Origin of the sequence: Allocatelliglobosispora scoriae (assembly GCF_014204945.1) — a bacterium.
In the GTDB taxonomy this organism is placed as follows: Bacteria; Actinomycetota; Actinomycetes; order Mycobacteriales; family Micromonosporaceae; genus Allocatelliglobosispora; species Allocatelliglobosispora scoriae.
The window spans coordinates 1622980-1647725 of record NZ_JACHMN010000003.1 but is presented as its reverse complement, the minus strand read 5'-3'; the positions used below and the strand labels follow the sequence as shown (position 1 = coordinate 1647725).

23 protein-coding genes are annotated in these 24746 nt (G+C 70.6%); 14 read left to right on the top strand and 9 right to left on the bottom strand.

Going from position 1 to position 24746, the window contains the following annotated elements:
* Positions 1–78 precede the first annotated feature (78 nt).
* Both F4553_RS33855 and F4553_RS33850 read right to left on the bottom strand, forming a co-directional pair.
* Entirely contained in the window at positions 79–1005 is a 927-nt protein-coding gene (locus F4553_RS33855; protein ID WP_184844622.1) for a hypothetical protein, read from the bottom strand.
* A gap of 68 nt (positions 1006–1073) precedes the next feature.
* A complete protein-coding gene (locus tag F4553_RS33850; RefSeq protein ID WP_184844619.1) occupies positions 1074–1667 on the bottom strand; it encodes a TetR/AcrR family transcriptional regulator in 594 nt (197 codons plus the stop codon).
* Positions 1668–1750: 83 nt separating this feature from the next.
* Here F4553_RS33850 and F4553_RS33845 point away from each other — a divergent pair, with 83 nt between their 5' ends.
* The 5 genes from F4553_RS33845 (at position 1751) to F4553_RS33825 (ending at position 7260) form a co-directional block, all read left to right on the top strand.
* Positions 1751–3322, top strand: a complete 1572-nt coding sequence (locus F4553_RS33845; RefSeq protein WP_246467553.1) for an MDR family MFS transporter — start codon at positions 1751–1753, stop codon at positions 3320–3322.
* Between the two features lie 22 nt (positions 3323–3344).
* The gene (locus tag F4553_RS33840) at positions 3345–3833 is read left to right on the top strand and encodes a universal stress protein (RefSeq protein ID WP_312875491.1); all 489 of its coding nucleotides are present in this window, start codon (positions 3345–3347) and stop codon (positions 3831–3833) included.
* Positions 3830–4057: a hypothetical protein gene (locus tag F4553_RS33835; protein WP_184844615.1), complete on the top strand. Its 228-nt coding sequence runs from the start codon at positions 3830–3832 to the stop codon at positions 4055–4057. The genes F4553_RS33840 and F4553_RS33835 overlap by 4 nt, the downstream gene beginning before the upstream one ends.
* 121 nt (positions 4058–4178) lie before the next feature.
* Complete coding sequence (locus F4553_RS33830; RefSeq protein ID WP_184844612.1) at positions 4179–6629, top strand: CHAT domain-containing protein; 2451 nt, start codon at positions 4179–4181, stop codon at positions 6627–6629.
* An 82-nt stretch (positions 6630–6711) separates the two neighbouring features.
* Positions 6712–7260, top strand: coding sequence for a dihydrofolate reductase family protein (locus F4553_RS33825; protein ID WP_184844610.1), 549 nt, complete (start codon positions 6712–6714; stop codon positions 7258–7260).
* Here the strand turns inward: F4553_RS33825 and F4553_RS33820 are convergent.
* The 4 genes from F4553_RS33820 to F4553_RS33805 all read right to left on the bottom strand — a co-directional run bounded on the left by F4553_RS33820 (position 7257) and on the right by F4553_RS33805 (position 10383).
* Positions 7257–7664, bottom strand: coding sequence for an MmcQ/YjbR family DNA-binding protein (locus F4553_RS33820; protein ID WP_184844607.1), 408 nt, complete (start codon positions 7662–7664; stop codon positions 7257–7259). The genes F4553_RS33825 and F4553_RS33820 overlap by 4 nt on opposite strands.
* A 216-nt stretch (positions 7665–7880) precedes the next feature.
* Positions 7881–8594, bottom strand: coding sequence for an ABC transporter ATP-binding protein (locus tag F4553_RS33815; RefSeq protein ID WP_184844604.1), 714 nt, complete (start codon positions 8592–8594; stop codon positions 7881–7883).
* A complete protein-coding gene (locus F4553_RS33810; protein WP_184844601.1) occupies positions 8567–9418 on the bottom strand; it encodes an ABC transporter permease in 852 nt (283 codons plus the stop codon). The genes F4553_RS33815 and F4553_RS33810 overlap by 28 nt, the downstream gene beginning before the upstream one ends.
* Entirely contained in the window at positions 9415–10383 is a 969-nt protein-coding gene (locus F4553_RS33805; RefSeq protein WP_184844598.1) for an aliphatic sulfonate ABC transporter substrate-binding protein, read from the bottom strand. Before F4553_RS33805 ends, F4553_RS33810 begins: the two co-directional genes overlap by 4 nt.
* Positions 10384–10675: 292 nt before the next feature.
* Here F4553_RS33805 and F4553_RS41405 point away from each other — a divergent pair, with 292 nt between their 5' ends.
* The 4 genes from F4553_RS41405 to F4553_RS33785 all read left to right on the top strand — a co-directional run bounded on the left by F4553_RS41405 (position 10676) and on the right by F4553_RS33785 (position 17206).
* Positions 10676–14653: a choice-of-anchor D domain-containing protein gene (locus tag F4553_RS41405; RefSeq protein WP_184844595.1), complete on the top strand. Its 3978-nt coding sequence runs from the start codon at positions 10676–10678 to the stop codon at positions 14651–14653.
* 182 nt (positions 14654–14835) lie between these two features.
* Positions 14836–15570: a peptidylprolyl isomerase gene (locus F4553_RS33795; protein WP_312875490.1), complete on the top strand. Its 735-nt coding sequence runs from the start codon at positions 14836–14838 to the stop codon at positions 15568–15570.
* Between the two features lie 127 nt (positions 15571–15697).
* Entirely contained in the window at positions 15698–16357 is a 660-nt protein-coding gene (locus F4553_RS33790) for a TetR/AcrR family transcriptional regulator (protein WP_184844589.1), read from the top strand.
* 18 nt (positions 16358–16375) lie between these two features.
* Positions 16376–17206, top strand: a complete 831-nt coding sequence (locus F4553_RS33785) for an NAD-dependent protein deacetylase (protein WP_184844586.1) — start codon at positions 16376–16378, stop codon at positions 17204–17206.
* A 5-nt stretch (positions 17207–17211) separates the two neighbouring features.
* Here F4553_RS33785 and F4553_RS33780 read toward each other — a convergent pair whose 3' ends face one another.
* Positions 17212–17460 carry a hypothetical protein gene (locus tag F4553_RS33780; protein WP_184844583.1) on the bottom strand — a complete coding sequence of 83 codons (249 nt, stop codon included), beginning with the start codon at positions 17458–17460 and terminating at the stop codon, positions 17212–17214.
* Positions 17461–17621: 161 nt separating this feature from the next.
* On the opposite strand from F4553_RS33780, the gene F4553_RS33775 reads away from it, so the two are divergent.
* The 3 genes from F4553_RS33775 to F4553_RS33765 all read left to right on the top strand — a co-directional run bounded on the left by F4553_RS33775 (position 17622) and on the right by F4553_RS33765 (position 21971).
* A complete protein-coding gene (locus F4553_RS33775) occupies positions 17622–18944 on the top strand; it encodes a ricin-type beta-trefoil lectin domain protein (RefSeq protein ID WP_312875489.1) in 1323 nt (440 codons plus the stop codon).
* A gap of 120 nt (positions 18945–19064) precedes the next feature.
* Positions 19065–19616 carry a PadR family transcriptional regulator gene (locus tag F4553_RS33770; protein WP_184844579.1) on the top strand — a complete coding sequence of 184 codons (552 nt, stop codon included), beginning with the start codon at positions 19065–19067 and terminating at the stop codon, positions 19614–19616.
* A 75-nt stretch (positions 19617–19691) separates the two neighbouring features.
* Positions 19692–21971, top strand: coding sequence for a glycosyl hydrolase family 18 protein (locus F4553_RS33765; RefSeq protein WP_184844576.1), 2280 nt, complete (start codon positions 19692–19694; stop codon positions 21969–21971).
* Positions 21972–22098: 127 nt separating this feature from the next.
* Here the strand turns inward: F4553_RS33765 and F4553_RS33760 are convergent, their stop codons facing one another.
* Positions 22099–23412 carry a DUF2252 domain-containing protein gene (locus F4553_RS33760; RefSeq protein ID WP_184844573.1) on the bottom strand — a complete coding sequence of 438 codons (1314 nt, stop codon included), beginning with the start codon at positions 23410–23412 and terminating at the stop codon, positions 22099–22101.
* 46 nt (positions 23413–23458) lie between these two features.
* Here F4553_RS33760 and F4553_RS42060 point away from each other — a divergent pair, with 46 nt between their 5' ends.
* Complete coding sequence (locus tag F4553_RS42060) at positions 23459–23587, top strand: hypothetical protein (protein WP_281395458.1); 129 nt, start codon at positions 23459–23461, stop codon at positions 23585–23587.
* A 36-nt stretch (positions 23588–23623) separates the two neighbouring features.
* Positions 23624–24169: a hypothetical protein gene (locus tag F4553_RS33755; protein WP_184844570.1), complete on the top strand. Its 546-nt coding sequence runs from the start codon at positions 23624–23626 to the stop codon at positions 24167–24169.
* Between the two features lie 10 nt (positions 24170–24179).
* Here F4553_RS33755 and mug read toward each other — a convergent pair whose 3' ends face one another.
* Complete coding sequence (mug, locus tag F4553_RS33750; RefSeq protein ID WP_184844566.1) at positions 24180–24740, bottom strand: G/U mismatch-specific DNA glycosylase; 561 nt, start codon at positions 24738–24740, stop codon at positions 24180–24182.
* Between the last annotated feature and the right edge of the window lie 6 nt (positions 24741–24746).

Here is a 24746-nt window from a genome sequence, read left to right as displayed (position 1 = left end):
CACCCGCAAGCGATGCCGTCAGCAGCGGGGGCCGCACCCCGGCCGGGGTGCGGCCCCCGGGCCGCGGTGCTGGCACGCTCAGGCGGTGACGAACTTCTTGACCGCGGCATCGATGGCCGCGTTGTCGGGCGAGGCGTAGGACTTCAGCGTCTCGCGGTTGTAGCTGATGAGCATCGGGCACTTGTTGGCGGGCGCGTTGATCGTCCCGCCGTCACCGATCTTCTCGCCGGTCTTGGCCGCGTAGAAGGTCAGGGTGTAGCGCGACGAGAGGTAGTCGACGGTCAGCTTCGTGCCGTCGCTCGCCTTGATGTCGCACTTCTGCCCGGCGCCCTCGCTGCCCTCCTGGTAGGCGAGGCAGCCGACGACGCTCACCGTGGAGTAGTCGGCCGACTTGGCGTAATAGGACGCGTCGGAGTCGAGGATCTTGCTGCTCCAGCTCGTCATCCGGGCGGGGGTGTTGCTGAACACGTACGCCTTGGCGGTGGCGAGGCTGCCGACCTCGGCCGCGTTGAGGATCGTTCCGCCCTGGCACACGTCGCCGAAGTCGCTGGACGAGTTGGCCGTGACCCCGTTGTTGTTCTGCGGTGACGCGGCCCCGGTCGGCGCGACCGACCTCGTGCTCGACGCCGTCGGCGTGGTGTCGTCGTCGGCGGCGTTGAGGATCAGCGCCACGGCGCCACCGCAGACGAGGAGCAGCAGCACCACCGCACCGACGACGAGCCCGATGATGAGCCCCTTGCGGGACTTCGGCGGCTGCTGCCCACCCTGCCCGTAGGCGGGCTGCCCGTCCGGCGTGTAGGCGGCCTGCCCTGGTGCGTAGGCAGGCTGGCCACCCGGCGGGTAGGCGGGCGGTCCGCTCGACGGGTAGGCGGGCGGTGCGCTCGACGGCTGCGGCTGCGGGTAGCCCGGCTGGGCCGGTCCTGGCTGGCCGAGGTCGCCGCTCGACGGCTGGGGTGGCCCGCTGGGGTCCGGCTGGCCGGACGGGCGAGCGTAGGGATCGGTCATGGCTCTCTCAATGCACCGAACCGCGGCCGCCTAAACCGACAAGATCGAGATAAACCCCACAGGGCGGCTCAGGCGAACGCCTCGGCGGCCCGGTCCAGGGCGGCTCGGACCGCGGCTCCGAGCGGCATCGGCCCCTTCTGCTCGGCCCAGACGGTGGTGGCCGTACGCAGCGTCGCGAGAAACGTCGCCGCCAGCACCCGGGAGCGCATCGGCTCGTCGGGGTGCCCCGGGTCCCGCTCGGCGATCATGGCGGCGAGCTGCTGCTCCAGGATGCCCTGTGCGGTGACCTGCCGGGCCAGCAGCGACGGGTGCCGGCGCAGCAGCTGGAGCTGGGCCAGCCAGCTCGCGTCGATCGAGGTGAGGGGATCGAACTGCGCCGCGGCGGCCATCGTCAGCGCCCGCCACGGCGGCTCGTCGCGGGGCCGCTCCCGCAGCCCGTCGAGCAGCTTGTCGATCCGGGTGCGATCGCCGTGCAGCAGGGCGTCTTCCTTGTTGGCGAAGTAGTTGGAGAAGGTCCGCCGGGAGACGTTCGCCTCGTCGGCGACCGCCTCGACCGTGACGTCGTCGAGCCCTCGCTCCAGCGCGAGCCGCAGCACCGCCTCGTAGAGCGCCTGCCGGGTCGCTTCCTTCTTGCGCTCGCGCAGCGTTGCGGTTGCCTCCACGGGTTCAGACGATACAGCCATCCGGCCCAATTTGCTCATCGCGCAATTTTGCGCAGTGCGCAATGTTGTGCCATGCTCGGTGCATGAGCACCGCCGCCACCCCCATGCCTGCAGCGCGGATGAGCCATCGCGAGATCCTGGAGGCACTCAGCGGCCTCCTGCTCGTGCTCTTCGTCGCCATGATCAGCTCCACCATCGTCTCCACCGCCCTGCCGAGGATCCTCGGCGAGCTCAACGGCACCCAGACGCAGTACACGTGGGTGGTGACGGCGACGCTGCTCGCCGCGACCGCGACGACGCCGATCTGGGGGCGCCTCGCCGACATGTTCGACAAGAAGCTGCTGGTCCAGATCGCGATCGGCATCTTCGTCATCGGCTCGCTGCTCAGCGGCTTCGCCCAGGACTCCGGCCAGATCATCGCCGCCCGCGCGTTCCAGGGCATCGGCGTCGGCGGCCTGCAGGCGCTGGTCCAGATCGTCATCGCGGCGATGATCCCGCCACGCGAGCGCGGGCGCTACAACGGCTACCTCGGCGGTGTCATGGCGATCGCGACCCTCGCCGGTCCGCTGCTCGGCGGCCTCATCGTGGACACCTCGTGGCTGGGGTGGCGGTGGTGCTTCTTCATCGGCGTACCCATCGCGGTGTTGGCCTTCGGGCTTTTGCAGAAGACGCTGCGCCTGCCCGCGGGCAGGCGCGCGGCCGGACCCATCGACTACCTCGGCGCCGCGCTGATCGCGATCGGCGTGAGCGTGCTGCTGATCTGGGTCTCCTTTGTGGACAGCTCGTTCGACTGGCTGTCGTGGCAGACCTTCGCGATGGTCCTGCCCGGCCTCGCGATCCTCGCCGCCGCCGTCCGGGTCGAGAAGCGGGCCGCGCAGCCGGTCGTGCCGCTCGACGTGATCAAGCAGCGCACCCCGGCCCTCGCCATCGTCGCGAGCCTCGCGGTGGGCATGGCGATGTTCGGCGGCGCGGTCTTCCTGGGGCAGTATTTCCAGATCGGCCGGGGTTACAGCCCCACCGAGTCCGGGCTGCTGACGATGCCGCTCATGCTCGGGGTCTTCCTCTCCTCGACCGTCTCCGGGCAGCTCGTCACCCGCACCGGCAAGGTCAAGCCCTTCATCGTCACCGGCGCGATCATCCTGGTCCTCGGCTTCGCCAGCCTCTCCTTCGTCGACCACCAGACCTCCCTCGGCGCGCTCGCGGTCGGCATGCTGCTCGTCGGCGCGGGCGTCGGCATGACGATGCAGAACCTCGTGCTCGCCGTGCAGAACACCGCGGCGCTGAAGGACCTGGGTGCGGCGACCGGCGCGGTCACCTTCTTCCGCTCGCTCGGCGGCACGATCGGCGTCTCGGTCCTCGGCGCGGTCCTCGCCCACCGGGTCCAGACGACGATCGCCGCGCACCTCGCCGAGCGGGGCATCCCGGCCGGGAGCGGCGGCGGCTCGCTCAACATCAACGCGCTGCCCGCGGCGGCGCAGACCGTCGTGCGGGAGGCATACGGCGACGCCACCGGCCACATCTTCCTGATCTCCGCCGCGATCGGCGTCGTCGGGGTGATCGCGGCGCTGCTGCTGCCCTCGATCACGCTGCGGTCCAGCCTCGACACCCCCGCCGCCCTGCCCGAGGCCGAACCGGCGCTCGCCGCGCAGGCCTGACCACCGCCACCGGGACCCCACCGTGGAGACCTCGGCCGCCGAGCACTACGGCCCGGCGGCCGCCTGGCACCCCTTCGAGCGCGGCACCGACGGGCCGCGCGTCATCATGGTCGGCGTGGACGGCAGCCCCACTTCGGAACGGGCCGCCGCCTACGCCGCGGGCATGGCCCGGCGCCAGCGCTGCCGGCTCGTCGTCGTCTTCGTGGGTACGCCGGCCAGCTTCATCAACGCCATCTACGCCGAGACGGCGGCGACGCTGATCAGCACGTATGACGAGCTCGCCGAGGCCCTGCGCAAGGACGTCCGGCGGACCGCCGAGGAGATGGGAGTGCCGACGACCTTCATCGTGTGCCGGGGCGACGCGTTCACCGAACTGCGGAGCCAGGCCGATCGCCACAAGGCGGATCTGCTCGTCGTGGGCGCCTCGGCACAGGCCGGGCACCGGTTCGTCGGGTCGGTCGCCGCCAAGCTCGTCAAGCTGGGGCGCTGGCCCGTGGTGGTGGTGCCGTGACCGCGCTCGGTGCGGTGGCCGGGATGCTGCTGCTCGCCCTCTCCCGCTGCCTGCGCCGCCGTCGCGGCGCCTGTCCCGGAGCCCGAGCCGCCGCTGCCCAAGCCGTCGCCGAGCCGCCGCCATCCACCTGCGACACCGGCCGTAGCCTGCGGCGCCGTGCCGTCTCGTCGCGACCGCACGCGCGCCGGCCGCGCAACCGCAACGCGGTGAGCTCTCGCCGCTGACCCGAGCGAACCGCTGACCCGAGCGAACCGCGGACCGAGCGGACTCGGGTGACTGCGGCGCTCGCGCCACGCATCATGTCCGTCAGGAGCAACCCGGAGGCCGCAACCACTGGGAGACAGCATGTTCGACGGGTTTCGTGGCGTTTACCTGCGGCGGCGGGCGGACTGGCTCGATCGCCAGGGCAACCGCCAGGAGGCACTCGCCGCATACCTGGAGGCCGGAGCCGTGTGGCAGCACCGCGACCGGGTCCTCGCCGCCGACTGCTGGGTCTCCGCCGCCAGGCTGGCCGCGCTTATGGAGGACCGAGCCGCCCAGCTCGACCACTGCCGGCAGGCGCTCGACGTGCTTCCGCCACCGGCGCTGTGGCGCTCGCCGATGACCGTGGCGACCGGATTCGAGGCGATGGCGATCGGAGCCGACGCACTGCACTGGCTCGACCGGCTCGCCGAGGCCGAGGTGCTGGCCCGAGCGGCGATCGAGGTGGCCGAGCGCACCGACAAGGTGGTCTGGCAGGCCATGTCCTACGCCGCCCTCGGGCAGACGCTCCTGCGGCAGGGTCGGCCGACGGAGACCCTGGGCTGCCAGAGCCGCGTCCTCGAGCTGATGCGCAGCACCGGCGACCCGATCTGGATCTCGGTCGCGCTCGCCGATCTGGCCACCGCGCTCTGCGGTCTGGAGCAGTTCGATCAGGCACTGCGATCGGTGACCGAGGGACTGTCCATGATGGACCAGATCGCCGACCCCGACATCGCCGACAAGCAGCGGATCGGCGCGCTCGCGACGCTCGCGTCGATCCGGCGCAGCACCGGTGACCTCGCCGGTGCGATCGAGTCGGCGGGGCGGTCGATGGAGCTGTGCCTGCGCTACCAGCGGCATGAGCAGTACCGGCAGGCGCGGGTCGCCTGGGCCCTGTGCCACGTGCAGGGCGGCGACGTCTCGGTCGGGATCGCCGCCTTGACCGAGGTGTTCGACAGCATCGCCGCGACGGGACCGGAGCACCTCGCCGGTCGCGCCGCCACCAACCTCGCCATGGCGTTCGCCAAGACCGGTGCGCTCGACGAAGCGCAGCGCTGGGCGCAACGGGCCGTCGATCTCCAGCAGAGCGGCGACGTCTCCGCGCGCGGCACGGCCCGCTTCAATCTCGCCAGCCTGGCGATGGCGCGGGGTGAGCTGATCGCCGCGGAGACCGGCCTGCTCGCCGCCATCGACGACTGGGAGACGGTCCGCCGCACGGTGACCGACGACCGCCACCACGTCGACGTGCTGGAGCGGCAGGCGGGGGCGTACCGGACGCTCCAGTCGTGCCGCCTGACGGCCGGCGATCCGGACGGTGCGTTCGAGGCGTCCGAGCGTGCTCGTGGCCGGAGCCTGCTGCGGCTGCTGCGCCGGGAGCAGCAGCCGACACCGATCACGCCCACGGTCGCCGACGCGGTGGCCCTCGCCGGTACGCACGGGGTCGGCTTCCTCATCTGCAGCCTGGTGCCGCAGGCCTGGGAACCGCTTGCCCGGCCCGGTGACGACGAGGCCGGACTGCACCTGTGGTTCATCGACGCCTTCGGTGCCACCCACACGGCGGTCGACCTCCATCTCCTGCGCGCCCTCGCCTCGTCGACGGCGGCCACCCGGCCCGAGCCCGACCCGTACCTGGGGCTGACCAGGGATCTCGTCGTCCGCCGCCCGCGCGCCGTGCGCGATCTCGACGAGCTGTCCCGCCTTCTCGTCCAGCCGCTCGACGCCGCGCTCATGGGCTCGCCCGCCCAGCGGCTGATCGTGGTGCCCGACGGGGAGCTCGACCTGGTCCCCTTCGCCGCGCTGCAGCTTCGCCCGGGCGTCCACCTGGGGGATCGCTGGCCGGTGGCGATCGTCCCGGCGGTCGCGGTCTTCACCGAGTTGGCGAACCGGTCGGCACGGGCCACCGCGATCGGTGACCTGCTGCTGGTGGGCAACCCGGCGCCACCGCGCCATCCGCTCGGGCCGGGCCTCCCCCTGCCCGAGCTGCCACCGCTCGTCCACGCGGAACGGGAGGTGCTCGGCATCGCGGCCGAGTGCCGCTCCGCACCGCCGCTGCTCGGCGCGGCGGCGACGAAGGCCGCCGTGCTGGCCCGCATCGGGAGCTGCGAGATCGTCCACTTCGCCACGCACGGGCTCCAGGGCGCGAGCGAGGGCACCACGCCCGGCGCCCTCTGCCTGAGCCCCGACGGCGACGACGACGGCTACCTGCGTACGGCGGAGATCGCCGGACTCCGGCTGCCACACTGCCGGATCGCCGTGCTCAGCGCCTGCCGCACCGGCTGGGGCCGCAGCACCTACGAGGGCACGCTGGGGCTCGCACGGGCGTTCCTCACGGCCGGCGCCGCCGCCGTCGTGGTCTCGCTGTGGCCGGTCGACGACGCGGCCACCGCCGACCTGATGATCGGCGTCTACGTACAGCTGCGCCGGGGACTGCCCATCGGCGAGGCGCTGCGGATGAGCATGCGGGCGCGGCGCGAGTCCGGTGCCCCGGTGGCGGAGTGGGCGCCGTTCACCATCGTCGGCGACCCCGGCGCCAGGCTGTCCGCGCAGTCCGCGTGATCGCGGCGCCGATGTCGGTGGTCGGGGCTACGGTGGCCACAGGCGGCGGGAAGGCCGGCGGCGGGTGCTGAGGAGCAGTCTCATGCGGAAGATCATCCTGATGATGTCAATCTCGCTCGACGGCTTCTTCGAGGGTCCCGACCACGATCTGAGCTGGCACCTCGTCGACGAGGAGCTGCACACCCACTTCAACGAGCGGCTCGCCGCGATGGGCGCCTTCTTCGACGGCCGGGTGACCTATGAGGGGATGGCCGAGTTCTGGCCGACCGCCGATGCCGATCCGGAGAGCTCGCCCGCCATGGTCGAGTTCGCCCGGATCTGGCGCGACATGCCGAAGGTCGTCTTCTCCCGCACGCTCGACACGGCAGACTGGGGCACCACCATCGCCCGCGAGGTCGACGTCGAGGAGATCCAGCGGCTCAAGGCGCAGCCCGGCGGCGACATCGCGATCGGCGGGGCCGACCTCGCCACCACCTTCATCCGGCACGGCCTGATCGACGAGTTCTGGCTCTATGTCCACCCCGTCGCCATCGGGCAGGGCACGCCGTGGTTCCAGGACCGCCACCTCGACCTGCGGCTGCTGGAGACCCGCGCCTTCGGCAACGGAGTGGTGCTGCTGCGTTACGCCTAGGGGCGGGCGACGAGAGCGGCGACCCGCTTGGGCGCCATCACGCAGAAGCTCTCGGTGAGCAGCTCGGCGACCTCGTCCCAGTCGGTGCCCTCGTCGAGGACCAGGCCGACGACGTCGGGGCTCCAGGCGGGTTTGAAGAACGGATGCCCGCCCGCGACGAGCCCCGCGACCTCGTCGAGCGGCGATCGGAAGGTCAGCACGGTGACGGGCTCGTCGGTCTCGACCGCACGGGCATAGGCCGCCTGGTGATCGGGGTCGACGGTGAGGACGTGGGCGAAGGTCCGGGTGCGGATGCGCCACCGGACGCCGGTCCAGGCGAGCTCCTCGTGCGCCTCGGGCAGGCCGAGGCAGAGCGGGCGAAGCCTGGCGAGGAACTCGGGCGGGACGTCTGCTGGGGCGGTCACGCGCTCGACGCTACCGGGCACCTCCGACATCGACGCCGCCAACGTGCAAGATCCCGCTGTTTCCCGGAAGCAAGCCCTACCGACCCGCTCGGAGGGGACTACTTCCCGGAAACAGCACGATCTTGCGCCACCTCGCGCAGCGCAGCACCGCGCAGCGGGCAGCGGGCAGCGCAGCGCAGCGGCGGGCGGCGGGCGGCGGCTCGAGCGGCGCCGCTCTCAGACGCCCAGGCGGGTGAGCAGGTGGCGGCGGGCGGCACCGAACGCCGGATCGTCCCTGCTCCGGGGCTGGGCGATCGTCACCGGCGAGTCCTCGACGATCCGTCCGCCCTCCAGCAGCAGGATCCGGTCGGCGAGCAGCAGCGCCTCCTCGGCGTCGTGCGTGACGAGCAGCGCCGCGAAGCCGTGCTGGGCGTGCAGCCGGGTGAGCAGGGCCTGCATCCGCAGCCGGGTCAGGGCGTCGAGCGCGCCGAACGGCTCGTCGAGCAGGAGCAGGTCGGGTTCGCGTACGAGTGCCCGGGCGACCGCGACCCGCTGAGCCTGACCGCCGGAGAGCTCGGCCGGCCACGCCCGACCGCGATCGGCGAGCCCCACCTCGGCGAGAGCCACGTTGGCACGCCCGGCCAGATCCGGGCCGGTCAGCCCCAGTGCGACGTTGTCGATGACGCGCTTCCACGGCAGCAGCCGGTGCTCCTGGAAGACGACGGCGAGATGGTCGGGGCGGCGGATCACGCCACCGGCCTCGGGATCCAGTCCGGCGAGGATCCGCAGCAGGGTGCTCTTGCCGGAACCGCTGCCGCCGAGCAGTGCGACCACCTCACCGGGCGCGATGCGCAGCTCGACGCCGTCGAGCACCACTGCGGCGCCGAAGGAGCGGCGGACGCCCTCGGCGACGATGACGGGCCTCATGTCGCCTTCAGTCCGCGTCGCCATGACAGGGTCCTCCGTTCCGCGAAGCGCAGCAGCAGGTCGGAGCCGAGACCGAGCAGCGCGTAGATGACCAGGCCGAGCACGACGATGTCGGTCTGGTAGAACTCACGGGCCTCCATCATCAGGAAGCCGATGCCCGTCTGGGCGTTGACCTGCTCGCCGACGACGAGGCTGAGCCAGGCGGCGCCGATCGCCAGGCGCAGGCCGAGGAAGAGCGACGGCAGCGCGCCGGGCAGCACCACGTGCCGCAGCCGCCCCCAGGCGCCGAGCCCACAGGTACGCGCGGCCTCCACCAACCGCTCGTCGATGTCCCGGATCCCGGCGTAGGTGTTGAAGTAGATCGGGAAGAAGGAGCCGAGCGCCACCAGCGTGATCTTGAGTTCCTCGCCGATGCCGACCCAGATGATGAGCAGCGGGACGAGACCGAGGTGCGGCAGCATCCGCGCCATCTGCACCGGCGGGTCGATGGCGTCGTCGCCGATCCGCAGCAGGCCCGCCAGCGATCCGAGGACCAGGGCGAGCAGGCCGCCGATCGCCAGTCCGATCAGGGCGCGGGTGAGCGAGTCGAGGACGTGGAGGGCGAGGGTTCCGTCGCCGCTGAGAAGCCAGCCGGCCCGGATGACGTCGGTGGGCGCGGGGAGCTTCTCCGGCGGCAGCAGGCCGATCCGGGCCGCGAGCTCCCAGAGCAGCACCAGCAGCACCGGGGTGACGGCCCGACGCCAGCGCCGCGATGTCACGACGGGAGGCGTGGAGCCGGAGAGGGCCACCGCCCCCGGAGCCGCGCTGTCGGCACGGTCCGGGGCGGTGGTGGTGGGAGAGCTGGTCATCGGAGGATCTCGGCGAACTGCCCGTCGATCCGCCCCGCAATGTCGATCTTCTCGGGAATCAGCGCGAGCGTGGTGAAGCCGTCCGCGATCGCCTGCAGTTCGGCGCCGATCTCGGGGGTGACCGGGGCGAGCGGCTGCGCGCTGCGCGACAGGGCCCGGGTGGTGGTGTCGAGCGGGATCTTCAGCTCCGGTGCGAGCACCGCGGCGCGCTCGGTCGGGTTGGCGATGCCCCAGTCGGTGATCGTGCGGTACTGCTTGAGGAACTCGCGGATCTGGTTCGGCTTGTTCTTCAGCGCCTGCGGCGAGACGAGCAGGTATTCACGGTTGCTGGCGAGGCCGGTCGCGTCCTCCAGGATGGAGACGCCGGGCTGCTCGGCGAGGGCGAAGTACGGGTCCCAGATGATCCACGCGTCGACCTGGTCGTTGTCGAACGCGGGGCGCGCCTCGGCCGGCTTGAGGTATTTGATGTTGATGTCGGTGAGCTTGAGCTGGTACTTCTCCAGCAGCTTGACGAGCAGCCAGTTGACGTTGGAGCCCTTGTTCAGCGCGACGGTCTTGCCCTTGAGGTCGGCGAAGGTCTTGAAGCCCTTGGCCGTCTTCACCAGGACCGCCTCGCCCTTCGGTACCGGCTGCGAGGTGCCGATGATCCGGAAGTCGATCTTTCCGGCGGCGGCGAAGACGGGCGGCGCCTCGCCGGTCTGTCCGATGTCGATGGCGTCCGCCTTGAGCCCCTCGGTGAGCGCCGGTCCGCTCTCGAAGAGCGACCAGGTGGTGCCGGGCGCCGCATCCTTCGCCTTGACCAGGCTCAGTCCGCCGAAGCGCTGGTAGCCGATGCGCAGCGGTGCCTCGGCACCGGGCTTGGCGTCGTCGGCGGAGGAGCAGGCGACGAGGGAACCGGCCGCGAGGGCGAGCGCGGCGATCCCGGCGAGGACGCGGCGGCGACCTTGCGGAAGGGGGTGGGACATGGATTCTCCAAGAGGGGCAAGGGATGCGGGTAATACCTACTAAGCCTATGGGATATGTGTACTTGAGCGATAGCCGGGATCTTGGCGACGCGAGCGCGACACCCGCACAGCGCGACAACCACCGCCGTACGCAGCTTCTTTAGCAACTTAGGACAGATTATTTCGACATGCGGTCGATATCTTGCGGGAACGTGTCGAGCAAGTTACGGTCTGCTCCAATCAGGCCAGGTGTGCTCTGGCCCTCCGTCCCGCATTTACGCCGGTCACCGGTGTTTCACCTCAGGAGTGGGTCATGCGTCGCAGATCTCGCGTACGTCGCCTGTTAACCGGATTGCTACCGGGGGTGCTACTCCTCGCCGCGGTCGTCGCCGCGCCCGGAGTGGCGACCGCCGACGAGACGACGGTCTCCGTCGACGTGCTGCGGACGGGCTGGGATCAGAACGAGCCCGGCCTCGCCCCCTCCGCCGTCTCGGCCGCCGATTTCGGCCAGCTCTTCAAGACCCCCGTCAACGGCCAGGTCTACGCCCAGCCCATCGTCATCGCGGGCACCGTCATCGCGGTCACCGAGAACAACTGGATCTACGGCATGAACGCCGTGACCGGCGCCGTCTCCTGGTCGCGCAGCGTCGGCCCGGCCTGGCCCGCCTCGGCGATCGGCTGCGGCGACCTCGTGCCCAACATCGGCATCACCAGCACCCCGGTCTACGACCCGGCGACCGGCTCGGTCTTCTTCATGGCGAAGGTCAACGACGGCCCCGACGCCGACCACCCGCACTTCTACATGCACTCGATCAACCCGGCGACCGGCGTCGAGCGGGCCGGCTGGCCCGTGACGATCCAGGGCTCCCCCAGCAACGACCCGGGCAACACGTTCAACGCCAAGACCGCCGCCCAGCGGCCCGGCCTGCTCCTGCTCGACGGCGTCGTCTACGCCGGCTTCGCCAGCCACTGCGACTACGGCCCCTACGTCGGCTACATCGCGGGTGTGCGCACCACCACCCCGGCGATGTCGACGCTGTGGTCCACCGAGGCCGGCCGCTCCAACGGCATGGCGGGCATCTGGCAGTCCGGCGGCGGCCTCGTCTCCGACGGCCCCGGCCGGATCATCGTCTCCACCGGCAACGGCGTCTCGCCCGCGCCCGGCCCCGGCACCAGCCCGCCCGGCACGCTCGGCGAGTCGGTGATCCGGTTGCAGGTCAACGGCGACGGCACGCTGACCGCGAAGGACTTCTTCAGCCCGTACAACAACGGCAAGCTGGACCAGGACGACACCGACTTCGGCTCCGGCGGCCCGATGGCCCTGCCGGCCGGCTTCGGCACGGCGGCCATTCCGCGCCTGCTGGTCCAGACCGGCAAGGACGGCCGCGTCTACCTGCTCAACCGCGACAACCTCGGCGGCATGGCGCAGGGCCCGGGCGGCTCCGACAACTCGGTCGGCCCGCCCGCCGGTCCCTACAACGGCGTCTGGGGCCACCCGGCGTTCTGGGGCGGCGACGGCGGCTACGTCTACAACGTGGAGAACCAGGGCTTCCTGCGCGCGCTGAAGTACGGCGTCAACGGCGCCGGGCTGCCCGTGCTCACCTCGGCCGGGACCAGCGCCGGCACCTTCGGCTACACGTCCGGCTCGCCGGTCGTCACCTCCACCGGGACCACCTCCGGCACCGCGATCGTCTGGGCCGTCTACAGCGACGGTTCGACCGGCGCCAACGGCCAGCTCCGGGCCTATGACGCGCTGCCGGTGAGCGGCCGTCTCAATCTGCGCTACTCGGCGCCGATCGGCATCGCCACCAAGTTCGCCACCCCCGCCACCGACAACGGCCGGGTCTACGTCGGCACCCGCGACGGCTTCATCTACGGCTTCGGCCGTCCCACCACCGCCGCGCTGACCAGCCCGCCGACCGACTTCGGCAACGTGCCGGTCAACGGCACGGCCAACGCGACCGTCACGGTCACCGCCGCGCGCACGGTCACGATCTCGGCGATCTCCACCACGGCGCCCTTCGGCGCCACGCCGCCGTCGCTGCCGCGCACGCTCACCACCGGCCAGACGCTCGCGGTCCCGGTCCGCTTCACCCCGACGACCACGGGCGGCGCGACCGGCAGCCTGTCGTTCACCACCGACGCCGGGGTGGTCGCGCTCGACCTGCACGGCACGGGTACGCAGGCCGGCCTCGGCGCGACACCGTCCACGCTCGCCTTCGGCACCGTGCCGACCGGCGCTCGCAAGACGATCGGTGTCAGCATCCTCAACACGGGTACCTCCGCCGTCACGATCACCGGTTCCACGCCGCCGACCGGGCCCTTCACCGCTACGGGCTTCCCGGCGAACGGCTCCACGATCGCGGCGGGATCGTCGGTCGCGATCTCGGTGACCTACGCACCCACCGTCGCGGGCAACCAGACCAGCTCGCTGACGGTGACGAGCAATGCGGGAGCCGTCACGGTCCCGATCAACGGCACCGCCGTGACCGGCGCCGCGCACCTCACCATCACCCCCAACCCGGTCGCGTTCGGTGCGGTGCCGGTCGGCACGACCGCGACGCACACCTTCGAGATCGCCAACACCGGCAACATCACCCTGACCCTGACCAAGGCCGCGCCGCCGGTCGGCGTCTTCAACACCAGCACGCCGGTCTCCGAGGGCCAGCAGCTCTTCCCCGGTGACGTGATCCGGCAGACGGTGACCTTCACCCCGACCGCGCAGGGCGCGCAGTCGGCGATCTACTCCATCACCGGCGACGACGGTCAGGGCGCCATCGCGGTGCAGCTCACCGGCACCGGCGTCACCGGGACCGGCACCACCAACGTGGCGGCGGGCAAGCCGGCAACGGCGTCGTCATACACCCAGAACTACGGTCCGGGCAACGTGACGGACGCCGACGCGGGGTCCTACTGGGAGAGCAACAACAACGCCTTCCCGCAGTGGGTGCAGGTGGATCTGGGTGCGTCGACGAGCGTCGGCAAGGTGACCCTGAAGCTGCCGCCGCCGACGGCCTGGGCCACGCGTACCCAGACCCTCGCGGTCCAGACCAGCCAGGACGGCAACACGTTCACCACGGTCGTGCCGTCGGCGGGCTACGTCTTCGACCCGGCGACCGGCAACACGGTGAACATCACCTTCCCGACGACGAGCGCTCGCTACGTCCGGCTCTCCGTCACCGGCAACACCGGCTGGCCGGCCGGGCAGCTGTCGGCCTTCGAGGTCTACGCCGCCGGCACGTCCGGCCCGGCCACGATCACCGCGAGCCCGACGTCGCTGACGTTCGAGGCGACCCCGGTCAACATCAACAACGAGGACTGGGAAGCGGTCGTCATCACCAACACCGGCACGGGCTCGGCGACGATCTCGTCGATCACCGTGACCGGCGACTTCACCGTGGGCCACACGTGCCCCGCGGTTCTCGCGGCGGGTGCCAACTGCGCGGCGACGATCAACTTCCACCCCCGGGCAGCGGGTACGCGCACCGGCTCGCTCATCATCGCCAGCAGCGCCACGAACAGCCCGGCGACGGTCTCCCTGTCCGGCGTCGGTACGTCGACCGGCTCGGCGACCCTGGCGGCGGGACCGACCTCGCTGACCTTCGGCTCGACCACGGTCGGCGGGGCGAGCGGTGCGCAATCGATCACCGTCACCAACACCGGCACCCTCGCCGCGACGGTGTCGTCGATCGCCGCGTCCGGTGACTACACGCAGACCAACACCTGTGGCGGCAGCATCGCCGCCGGTGCCAACTGCACCGTCTCGGTCACCTTCCGCCCCACCGCCACCGGTACGCGTACGGGTTCGGTGACGGTCGTCAGCAGCGCCACCAACTCGCCGCTGACGGTGCCGCTCACCGGCACCGGGGCACCCGCGAGCAATGTCAACCTGGCGCTCAACAAGCCGACCACCCAGTCGTCGAACACGCAGAACTACGGTTCGGGCAACGCGGTCGACGGCAACGCCAGCAGCTACTGGGAGAGCAACAACAACGCCTTCCCGCAGTGGATGCAGGTGGACCTGGGTAGCTCGACGAGCATCAGCCGAGTGGTCCTGAAGCTGCCGCCCGCGACCGCCTGGGCCACCCGCAACCAGACGATCGCGATCTCCGACGGCAGCACCGGCACCATCCTGAAGGCCGCCGCCAGCTACACCTTCGACCCGGCGACGGGTAACACGGTGACGGTCACCTTCCCCGCCGGAAGCGTCCGCTACCTCCGCATCACGGTGACGGCCAACACCGGCTGGCCCGCCGGCCAGATCTCCGAATTCGAGGCCTACGCCTCCTGACCCACCCCGGCCCCCGCCCCTCCGGGCGGGGGCCACCCCAACAAATTCGCGTTGATCAAGGGAAGACTCACCATGTCGGGTGTCCGATATGCGGCGAGTCTTCCCTTGATCAACGCGAATTTGGGGGTGGGTGGTCGGTAGGATCTCCATTGATACATCTCCCTGATGCAATGGAGGATCACGTGGGACGTCATTTATCGCGCGTCGCGGTGGCGGGGATCGCCGCGGGGCTGCTGGTTGCTGCGGTCGGGTTGCCGGCCGCGGCCGCGGCCGCGGGCAAGCCGCCGAAGCCGCCCAAGGTCACGCATGGGCCCTGTCAGTACACGGAGACGCCGGACGACCCGGGGGTCCGGCGGGTGCCGCTGCCGCCCGATCCGCACCGGACGCCGACGCGGACCAGGGAGACGGTGCTCAAGACGAGCCACGGCGACATCACGCTGACGCTCACCGGCGCGCAGGCGCCCTGCACGGTGCAGAGCTTCCTGCACCTGGTCCAGCACCGCTTCTACGACCGGACGATCTGCCACCGGCTCACGGCGTACCCCACTCTGAAGGTTTTGCAGTGTGGCGACCCGTCAGGGACCGGCGAGGGCGGGCCCGGCTACCGCTACAAGGACGAGCTGCCCACGACGCTGCCGCCGGTGCCCGACCGGCCGGACCGCGTCTACTACCCGCGCGGCACGCTCGCGATGGCGAACGCGGGCCCCGACACCAACGGCAGCCAGTTCTTCCTCGTCACCGCCGACTCGATCCTGCGCCCCAACTACACCGTCTTCGGGCAGATCGACGCCGCCGGGCTCGCCGTGCTGGACACGATCGCCGCGGGCGGCATCCAGCCGACGCCGGAGGACCCGGCACCGATCGACGGCACGCCGGTCCTCACCGCCGACATCATCAGGGCCCGCATCACCTGCTGACGCAGCCCTGCTCACACCCTAGATCGGCGCAACTCCTCAAGAGTTGCGCCGATCTTGGCATCTCATCGAGGCAGGACGATACCCGCGTGCCCTGCTACTGTCCGTGCACGGTTCGGAAGGGTGCGTCGTGGATAAGCAGCAGCAGGTCGCCACCGCCGGTGACCCGTGCGGGGACACCTATGGCGGGCAGTCCCGCCAGGAACGCTCCGCCGACCGCAGGCACCGGATCCTCACCTCGTCCCGGCACATCTTCGCAGCCCGGGGCTATGACGACGTGACGGTCGCCGACGTCTGCGCCCACTCCGGCGTCGCCAAGCGCGACTTCTACGAGCACTTCGCCGACCGCGAGAGCCTGCTGCTCGCCGTGCACCGGGAGCAGAACGACTGGCTCCTCGCCGGGATCACCGCCGCCGCACCGCCGCACCCCGCCGGCCTCGACGAACTCTTCCGCGCGACGATGGGCGCCAAGGTCGCGCTCCTGCTCGCCCATCCCGATCGCGCGCGTGTGATCTACATCAACGCGCCGCGCCTGGAGACCCGCCGCCGCGAGCTGCTGCGCGAGGAGGCCGTCCTCTTCGACGGCCTCCTGCACGGTGTGCCCGCCGGGCCGCGAGATCGGCTGCGGTCGGATCGGCTGCTGCTCGCGCTGATGGCGGGCGTCGCCGAGGTGCTCATCGAATGGCTGGCCGGCGGGATGGCCGACGCCCCCGACGTGCTCGTCGACCACCTCACCGAGCTCGCCGTAGCGGCGCTGAGCGAGAGCGCGGCGCTGGGCAAGAGCACGTAGCGCGGGCATCATGGTGGGATGACGGCCGGCCTGCGGGAACTGACCGCCCTCGTCGCCGAGGGCGGCGTGGTGGTGCTCAGCGGGGCCGGGCTCTCCACCGAATCGGGCATCCCGGACTACCGGGGACCGACCGGCAGTGCGCGGCGGGGCACACCCATGACCTACCAGGTCTTCACCGGCGATCCGATCGCCCGACGGAGGTATTGGGCGCGCAGTTACCTCGGCTGGCGGACCATCGCATACGCCTCGCCCAACGCCGGGCACCACGCGGTGGCCGGGCTGGAGCGGCTCGGGCTGCTCGGCGGGATCATCACGCAGAACGTGGACGGCCTGCACCAGGCCGCCGGAGCCCGCGACGTGATCGAGCTGCACGGCAACCTCGTGAGCGTGGTCTGCCTCGATTGCGGCTGCCGCACCACCCGCGACCGGCTCGACGTGCGGCTCAGCGAGGCCAACCCCGGCTTCCGCGCGCAGGCGACCGCGCTCAACGCCGACGGCGACGCGGAGCTCGCCGACGACGAGGTGGCCGACTTCGAGATCGTCGGCTGCGAATACTGCGGCGGGACGCTCAAGCCGGATGTCGTCTTCTTCGGCGAATCGGTCGCGCCCGATCGGGTCCGGACCTGCTACGACCTGGTCGAGAAGGCCCGGGCGGTGGTGGTGCTGGGCTCCTCGCTCACCGTCCACTCCGGACGGCGCTTCGTCACCCACGCGGTGAAGCTCGACATCCCGGTCGGGGTGATCAATCAGGGCGTCACCCGGGCGGATCCGGTCGCCCGCTGGGTCGTGGACGCCCCGCTCGGCGAGGCGCTCCCCCACCTGCTGGCCTCGGTGACGGCCACCCGCTAGGCGGATTAGCCCGTGAAGCGGGCCAAGAGGTCACTGGCGGCCTTGTCGACCGCCTGCTCGTCGTGCGGGTCGGGGACCTGGGCCTTCGCCCCGGTGACGCGGTACCACTCCTCCGCGCCCTGGTACTGCACGCGCAGGCTCACGGTGCCGTCGTCGGCGGGGACGGTCTCCAGGGTGAGGTCGCCGGTCACCACGCCCACCTCGTCGGTCATGACGCCGCCGGGCGGGGCCACGATGTCTTTGGTCATGGTCATGTCCTGGGCATACCCACCGGCACCGCCGCCTAAGCACGGCCCGCGATGTGCCAATCCGTGAGAGCGCTCTCAGCAAAACTCTTGACTCGGGGACGGTTCCAGTCATAATTTTCATTGTTCACATAATTAAATATAAATAATTCTCTACTCAGGAGGAGCTCGTGTCCCCGAAACTCCCCGCACTGCTCACGGCGAGTGCCGTCCTCGCGCTCATCGCCGGAGCCCTGACCGGCGCGACCGCACCCGCCCAGGCCGCAGCACCACAGGCCGCAGCACCCCTCGCCGCCGCCTGCAACGTGCTCTTCGACGACTTCGCCTACACGTCGTCGACGGACCCGCTGATCAGGGCGCGCAACTGGACGGTCCGCACCAACGCCGGCGGGCCGGGCGTCCCCGGCGCTTCGTGGCCCGCATCCAACATCACCTTCCCCACCGCCGACGGGCAGCGCGTCATGCAGCTCACCGCCTCCACCGACGGCACCGGGGCGGGCACCAGCCAGTCGGAGATCCTGCACCAGCGCAAGTTCTTCGAGGGCACCTACGCCAGCCGGGTCCGTTTCACCGACGCGCCGGTCAGCGGTGCCGACGGCGACCACCTGGTGGAGACCTTCTTCACCATCACGCCGCTCAACGCCCCGATGGAGCCCAACTACGGCGAGATCGACTTCGAGTACCTGCCCAACGGCGGCTGGGGCGAGCCGAGCGCCACCTTCTTCGAGACGACCTGGGAGACCTACCAGGCCGACCCGTGGATCGCCGACAACATCAACAACGCGCAGCGGCGCAGCTACGACGGCTGGCACGACCTCGCCGTGACGGTGAGCGCGGGCCGGGTGAAGTACTACATCGACGGCGCGCTCGTCGCCGACCACGGCGACAAGTACTACCCCGAGACGCCGATGTCGATCAACTTCAACCTCTGGCTGATCGACCTGGCCGGTCACACCGGCGGCCGCAGCACCTGGATCCAGCAGGTCGACTGGGTCTACTACACCGACCGCGAGGTGATCACGACGGCTGACGCGAAGAGCCGGGTCGCGAGCTACCGCACGGCCGGGACCACCCATGTCGACAACGTCGGCGGCGCGAGCAGCTGCCAGTCGACCACCGACCGGCCGCTGATCGGCCTCGCCAACAAGTGCGCCGACGTGCGGTCGAGCAACACCGCCGACGGTACGCCGATCCAGCTCTACGACTGCAACGGCACCGGTGCGCAGAAGTGGACCAACGTTGGCACGAGCTGGCGGGTCCTCGGCAAGTGCCTGGACATCGTCGGCGGCGGCACGGCCAACGGCACGAAGGTCCACCTCTGGTCGTGCCTCGGCGTCGGCAGCCAGAACTGGCAGCTCCGCGCCGATCAGAGCCTGTTCAACCCGCAGTCCGGGCGCTGCCTGGACGTGCCGGGCGGCAACTCCGCCAACAGCACCCAGCTCGCCATCTGGGACTGCAACGGCACCGCCGCCCAGCGCTGGCGCCTGGGCTGAGCCATGGTCCCCCGCCCCGGTTCCGGCCGGGGCGGGGATCTTGGTCGCCGGAGGTACCCGGTGTTAACTTCTACATACTGTAGAAGTTGCAGCGGGAGGGTCGGCGAAAGGAACCGAGCGGTGACGCTGGCGCTCGACGAGATCCTCCTCGTGCTGCTCAGCCGCGAGCCCGCCAGCGCTTACGACCTCCAGCGCCGGCACACCCAGATCTTCGACAGCCACCGGCCGGTCGAGCTCGGCCGCGTCCAGGCCGCCGTCAACCGGCTCGAACGCTCCGGATACCTCTACGTCGACACCGTGACCCCGCTCGCGAAGGGCTACCAGAACCGGCCGGCCTGCGCACTCACCGTCAGCGGGCGGCGGCGGCAGCGGTCCTGGCTCGCCGACGTACCCGAGGGCGCCTCGATCGAGGAGTTCTACGTGCGGGGCGTGCTCGCGGTCGCCTCCGCCGACCGGGAGACCTTCGACGCCTTCCTCCGCAGCAGTCTCACCGTGATCCGGCAACGGCAGCAGGGCCTCGCCGATCCCGCCCCGGACAGCCCGCCCGCCCTCCACGCGAAGGTCGCCTTCGAGCAGCAGATGACGGGGGCGCTGCTCGCCTGGCTGCAACTGCTGCCGGGTCAGCGGGGGCACCGAGCCGATATTTTGCCTGCGCCGACAACATATCCGTAGATATAAATATGGCATTGACGCCCGAGTCCTGCGGCCTGAATATTAGGAAAGTTTCCTAATAACTGGGAGGGTCACATGCGCAGGATCTACCGCTTACCCGCCGCGGTGCTCGCGTTAGCCGTCGGCACCACCGCCGCCGTGGGGGTGCCGACGGCGGCGACCGCGGCACCGGCCGGGCTGACGGCGACGTTCTCCAGCGCCGACAACGGCTCGTGGTTCATGGACAAGCTCATCGTCGCCAACCCCACCACGGCCTCGATCACCGGCTGGACGCTGGAGTTCGACCTGCCCGCCGGGGTGACGATGAGCAACTTCTACAACGGCACCGCGACGCAGGCCGGTTCGCACGTCACCGTCGTCAACGCCCACTACAACGGTACGGTCGCCGCCGGTGCCACCACCGAGCCCTACAGCCCGTGGTTCATCGCCTACGGCGGCAGCGCGGCACCGCTGAACTGCAGGATCAACGGCAACAAGTGCGACGGCAGCGCCGACCGGGCGCCCGGCACTCCGACCGGCGTCACGGTGGCGGGGCGGACCACGCGTACCGTCTCGCTCGCCTGGACCGCCGCGGCCGTGACGGACTTCCCGATCGCCTCCTATGAGGTGCTCTCCGGCAGCACCGTCGTCGCGACGAGCACGACCGCCGGTGCCGTCGTCACCGGGCTCACCCCGAACACCGGATACACCTTCGCGGTGCGGGCCAAGGACACCCGGGGCAACCTCTCCGCCCTGAGCACCACCGTCAGCGCGACCACCCTCAACCCGGCGAACGACACCACGCCGCCGACCGCGCCGACGACGCTGCGCTCCACCGCGAAGACCGCCACCTCGGTGACGCTCGCCTGGACCGCGGCCACCGACGCCAGCGGCATCGCCGGCTACGACATCTACACCGGCACCACGCTGCGGGCCAGCGTCACCGGGCTCACCGCGGTCGTCGGCGGTCTCGCGCCGATGACCGGATACACCTTCACCGTGAAGGCCCGCGACACCTATGACAACGTCTCCGCGGCGAGCAACGCGGTCGCCGTCACCACCGACGACGTCCTCGGCACCGGCAAGTACGCCAAGGTCGGCTACTTCGTCCAGTGGGGCATCTACGGGCGGCAGTACTTCGTCCGCAACCTCGACACCAGCGGTGCGGCGGCGAAGCTGACCCACATCAACTACGCCTTCGCCAACATCGACCCGGTCAACCTCACCTGCCTGCAGGGCGTCACCCGGGGCACCACCGCCAACCCCCAAGATCCTGATCAGGGTACGGGTGCGGGCGACGCCGACGCCGACTACGGCCGCCCGTTCGCGGCTGCGCAGTCCGTCGACGGAGTGGCCGACACCGGCTGGGAGCCGCTGCGCGGCAACTTCAACCAGCTCCGCAAGCTCAAGGTGAAGTACCCCAACCTCAAGGTGCTGATCTCGATCGGCGGCTGGACCTACTCGAAGTACTTCTCCGATGTGGCGGCCACGGCGGCGTCCCGGGAGAAGTTCGTCCGCTCCTGCCTCGACATCTACATCAAGGGGAATCTGCCGGCGTACAACGCCGCCGGCGGCCCGGGCAGCGCGGCCGGGATCTTCGATGGCATCGACCTCGACTGGGAGTGGCCGGGCGCCGAGGGCCACCCCGGCAACCACGTCAGCCCGGCCGACAAGGCCAACAACACCGCGCTGATCGCCGAATTCCGCCGCCAGCTCGACGCGCTCACCGCCACCAGCGGCAAGCGCTACCTGATCACGGCGTTCACCCCGGCCGACCCGGCGAAGATCGCGGCGGGCTGGGACATCAGCCCGACCGGCGTCTTCGCCTCGATGGACTTCGCCAACGTGCAGGGCTACGACTTCCACGGCTCGGGCTCGGACAACTCGTGGGAGCCCAACCGCACCGGCCACCAGGCCAACCTCTACCGCGACACGCAGGACCCCTACACGGAGTTCAGCGTCAACAAGGCGGTTCAGACCTATCTCGACGCCGGGGTCAATCCGCGGCGGCTCACGATCGGCGTCGCGTTCTACGGCCGGGGCTGGCAGGGCGTCGCCGCCGGTGGCGTCAACGGCGAGTGGCAGACCGCCACGGGGGCCGCGCCGGGGCAGTTCGCCGAGGAGGCCGGGACCCGGGGTTACGCCAACCTGCTCGCAGGGGTGCCCGCGTGCACCGTCTACCACGACACGCAGTCGGTCTCGACCTACTGCTACACCGGGGCGGGCGGGCAGTGGTGGAGCTTCGACGACGCATGGTCGATCGGGCAGAAGACCACGTGGTTGAAGAGTAAGGGACTGTTGGGCGGGATGATCTGGGAGATGTCCGGCGACACGTCCAGCGGCACGTTGATGACTGCGGTCAACAGCGGCCTATAACCTGAATTTAATGCTGGACACGCCGCCTGAAGTGCAATAAAAGTCAGGATCAACGAGCTGCGGCGAGTTGATCCTGACTTTTATTGCAGATTTCCCGGCGTGTCCAGCATTAAAATTCAGGGCGGGTTCAGCTCAACCCCGGCAGCTCGTCGTTGCGGAAGAGGTCGACGAAGAGCTGGTGGTCGGCGCGGGTCTGGGCGGCGTACTCCCGGGCGAAGCTGTTGAGCAGGACCGTGAAGCCCTCGTCGTCGCCGTCGACCACCCGCAGGATCGCCTGTTCCGCGGAGAAGCCGACGAGCGGGTCGGCGGAGTCCACATCGGCCGCACCGTGCATCCGCGCGACGATCCTGGCCAGGTCCGCCACGGTCTCGGTGAGCTCGGCGGGCTCGGTGAGGTCGTCCCAGTTCAGGTCCGCCTCATAGGGCGAGACCTCGGCGACATACTGCCCCGCGCCGTTCAGCTCGGCCCAGCCCACCCACGGATCGGCGTGCACCTGCAGCGCGCGCTGGGCGGCGGCGGTACGGTGCCCCTGGTGCTCGAAGTGGTCCCGGATCCGCGCGTCGGTGACGTAGGCGGAGACCGCCGGGACCTGGGCGAGCTTGAGGTAGACGATGATGTCGTTCTCCAGCGCCTCCGTCCGCCCCTCCAGCAGGACGTTGTAGGACGGCAGGCCCGCCGAGCCGATACCCGCGCCCTTGATCAGCATCAGGTCCTTGATCTTCGCCTCCGACGCGTGGGCGGTCCGCGACGGCGGCAGCGTGTCGAGGTAGCGCTCGAACGCCGCCCGCAGCGCCACCTCCGCCTGCGCGTCGACCTCGAAGACGTGGGAGTCGCGGATGAAGCGGCGGCGGTAGTCGGTGATCTCGGTGAACGTGGCGAGCATGCCGGTCCGCGTCATCAGCTGCGCCTGCTGGAGCACCCGGCGGATGGTGCCGTGCGCGGTGCCGAGGGTGATCGCGCCGGTCGCGGACGGCTGCTGCACCATCGCCCGCAGCTCCGCCAGGTAACCCGCGGCGAAGACGGTGACGAGCTGGGAGATCGCCCGGTCCGAGAGGGCCTTGGCCTGGCCGATCAGCGCCACACTCGCGGCGAAACGCTTGAGGTCCCAGAGATAGGGGCCGATATAGGCTTCGTCGAAGTCGTTGACGTTGAAGGCCAGCCTCCCCTCGGAGTCCATATAGGTGCCGAAGTTGGCGGCGTGCAGGTCGCCGTGGATCCAGACCCGGCTCGTCTCGGCGTCGAGATAGGAGGTGTCGGCGAAGGCGCCCGCCATGTCGGCGTAGAACAGGCAGGCCGCACCGCGGTAGAACGCGTAGGGCGACGCCGCCATCTTGCGGAACTTCCGCCGGAAGGCGGGCAGGTCGAGGCGCATCATCTCGCCGAAGTGGGTGTCGATCGCTCCCGCGATCAGACGACCCCGATCGGGACTGCGGTCGGTCATCCGATCGTCACCATTCAACGCGTCCATAGTATGAATTGTCCCTTACATGTCTGTTTTTCCTGCTGCCCGATTTCTGACACCTTTCGACACGAGCCCGTTCGGGGTCGAGTCCCGGGAGGAGCTCGATCGCCGCAACTCTTCAAGAGTTGGTCCTACGCGGGGGCGGCTCCCGTGACCGCCGTCGGAGCAGCGAGGACATAGGCTGGCGGGCGTGGAGGGATTCGCTCGGCGAGAGTTCCAGCTCATGCTCCTGCGCCGGATGGCGGACTTCCAGCCGGACCTGGTGACCGAGGCGCGGATCGAGCTGGGCGCGTCGCTCGGTGAGTACATGGCCGCGCACAACCGCTGGCAGACGATGCAGCACTCGCGCCGGGCACCGCGAGGGTTGGCGCTCTACCGGGCGGTCCTCGGCCCGCCCGAGACCGAGCAGCCGGTGCAGGTCGGCGATGTGACGGTGAAGAACTGCTCGTGGCCGCTGCCGGGGCTCTGGCCCGACCTGCGCTGGCAGGTGACGGTGGGCTTCGGCGGCGCGGTCCTGCACGGCTGGCTGGTCCGCTCCCCCGGTGCAGCGGTCCCGGACCTGCCCAGGCCGGAGCGGCTGGCGCCATGGTCCTGTGTGGTGAACGACGCGCTGACGCGATTCCCCGGCGCCTGGCAGGCCGACCCCGGCACCGCGTCGCAGTGGGTGGTGCACGTGGACGGCCACCGGCTCTGGTTCGTCCACGGCCTGCTCCAGATCGTCAAGCCCGACGCATGACACCAACTCTTCAAGAGTTGCGGTGATCTTGGGTGACGGCCGTGTGAAGTTCAGCGAAAGCGGCGGCCAGAGCGGCAGCGGTGTAATGCGCGTTGAGGCCGCTCGGGTTGGGCAGCACCCACACGGGCACCCCGGCGATCCGCTCCGGTTGCCGTCCCATCACCGCGTGCCGCTGCCCGAACGCGCTGCGGTAGGCGGTCACGCCGAGAACCGCGAGCCAGCCCGGCCGATGTGCGGCCAGCTTCGCCGCGAGCAGGGCACCGCCCTCGCGTAACTCCGCGGCGGTCAGCTCGTCGGCCCGAGCCGTGCCACGGGCGGCGAGGTTGGTGATGCCCAGCCCATAGGCGAGCAGCTCACCCTGCTCCGCCGGGCGGAGCAGGCGCGGGGTGAAGCCGCCCGCGTGCAGCGCCGGCCAGAACCGGTTGCCGGGGCGGGCGAAGTGGTGGCCCGTCGCCGCCGACCACAGGCCGGGGTTGATGCCGCAGAAGAGAACCGAGAGGTCGTCGGCGATCAGGTCGGGAATGGACCTGCCGTGGGCGGCGGCGAGATCGGCGGCGGAGGGTCTGCGCACCGCTCC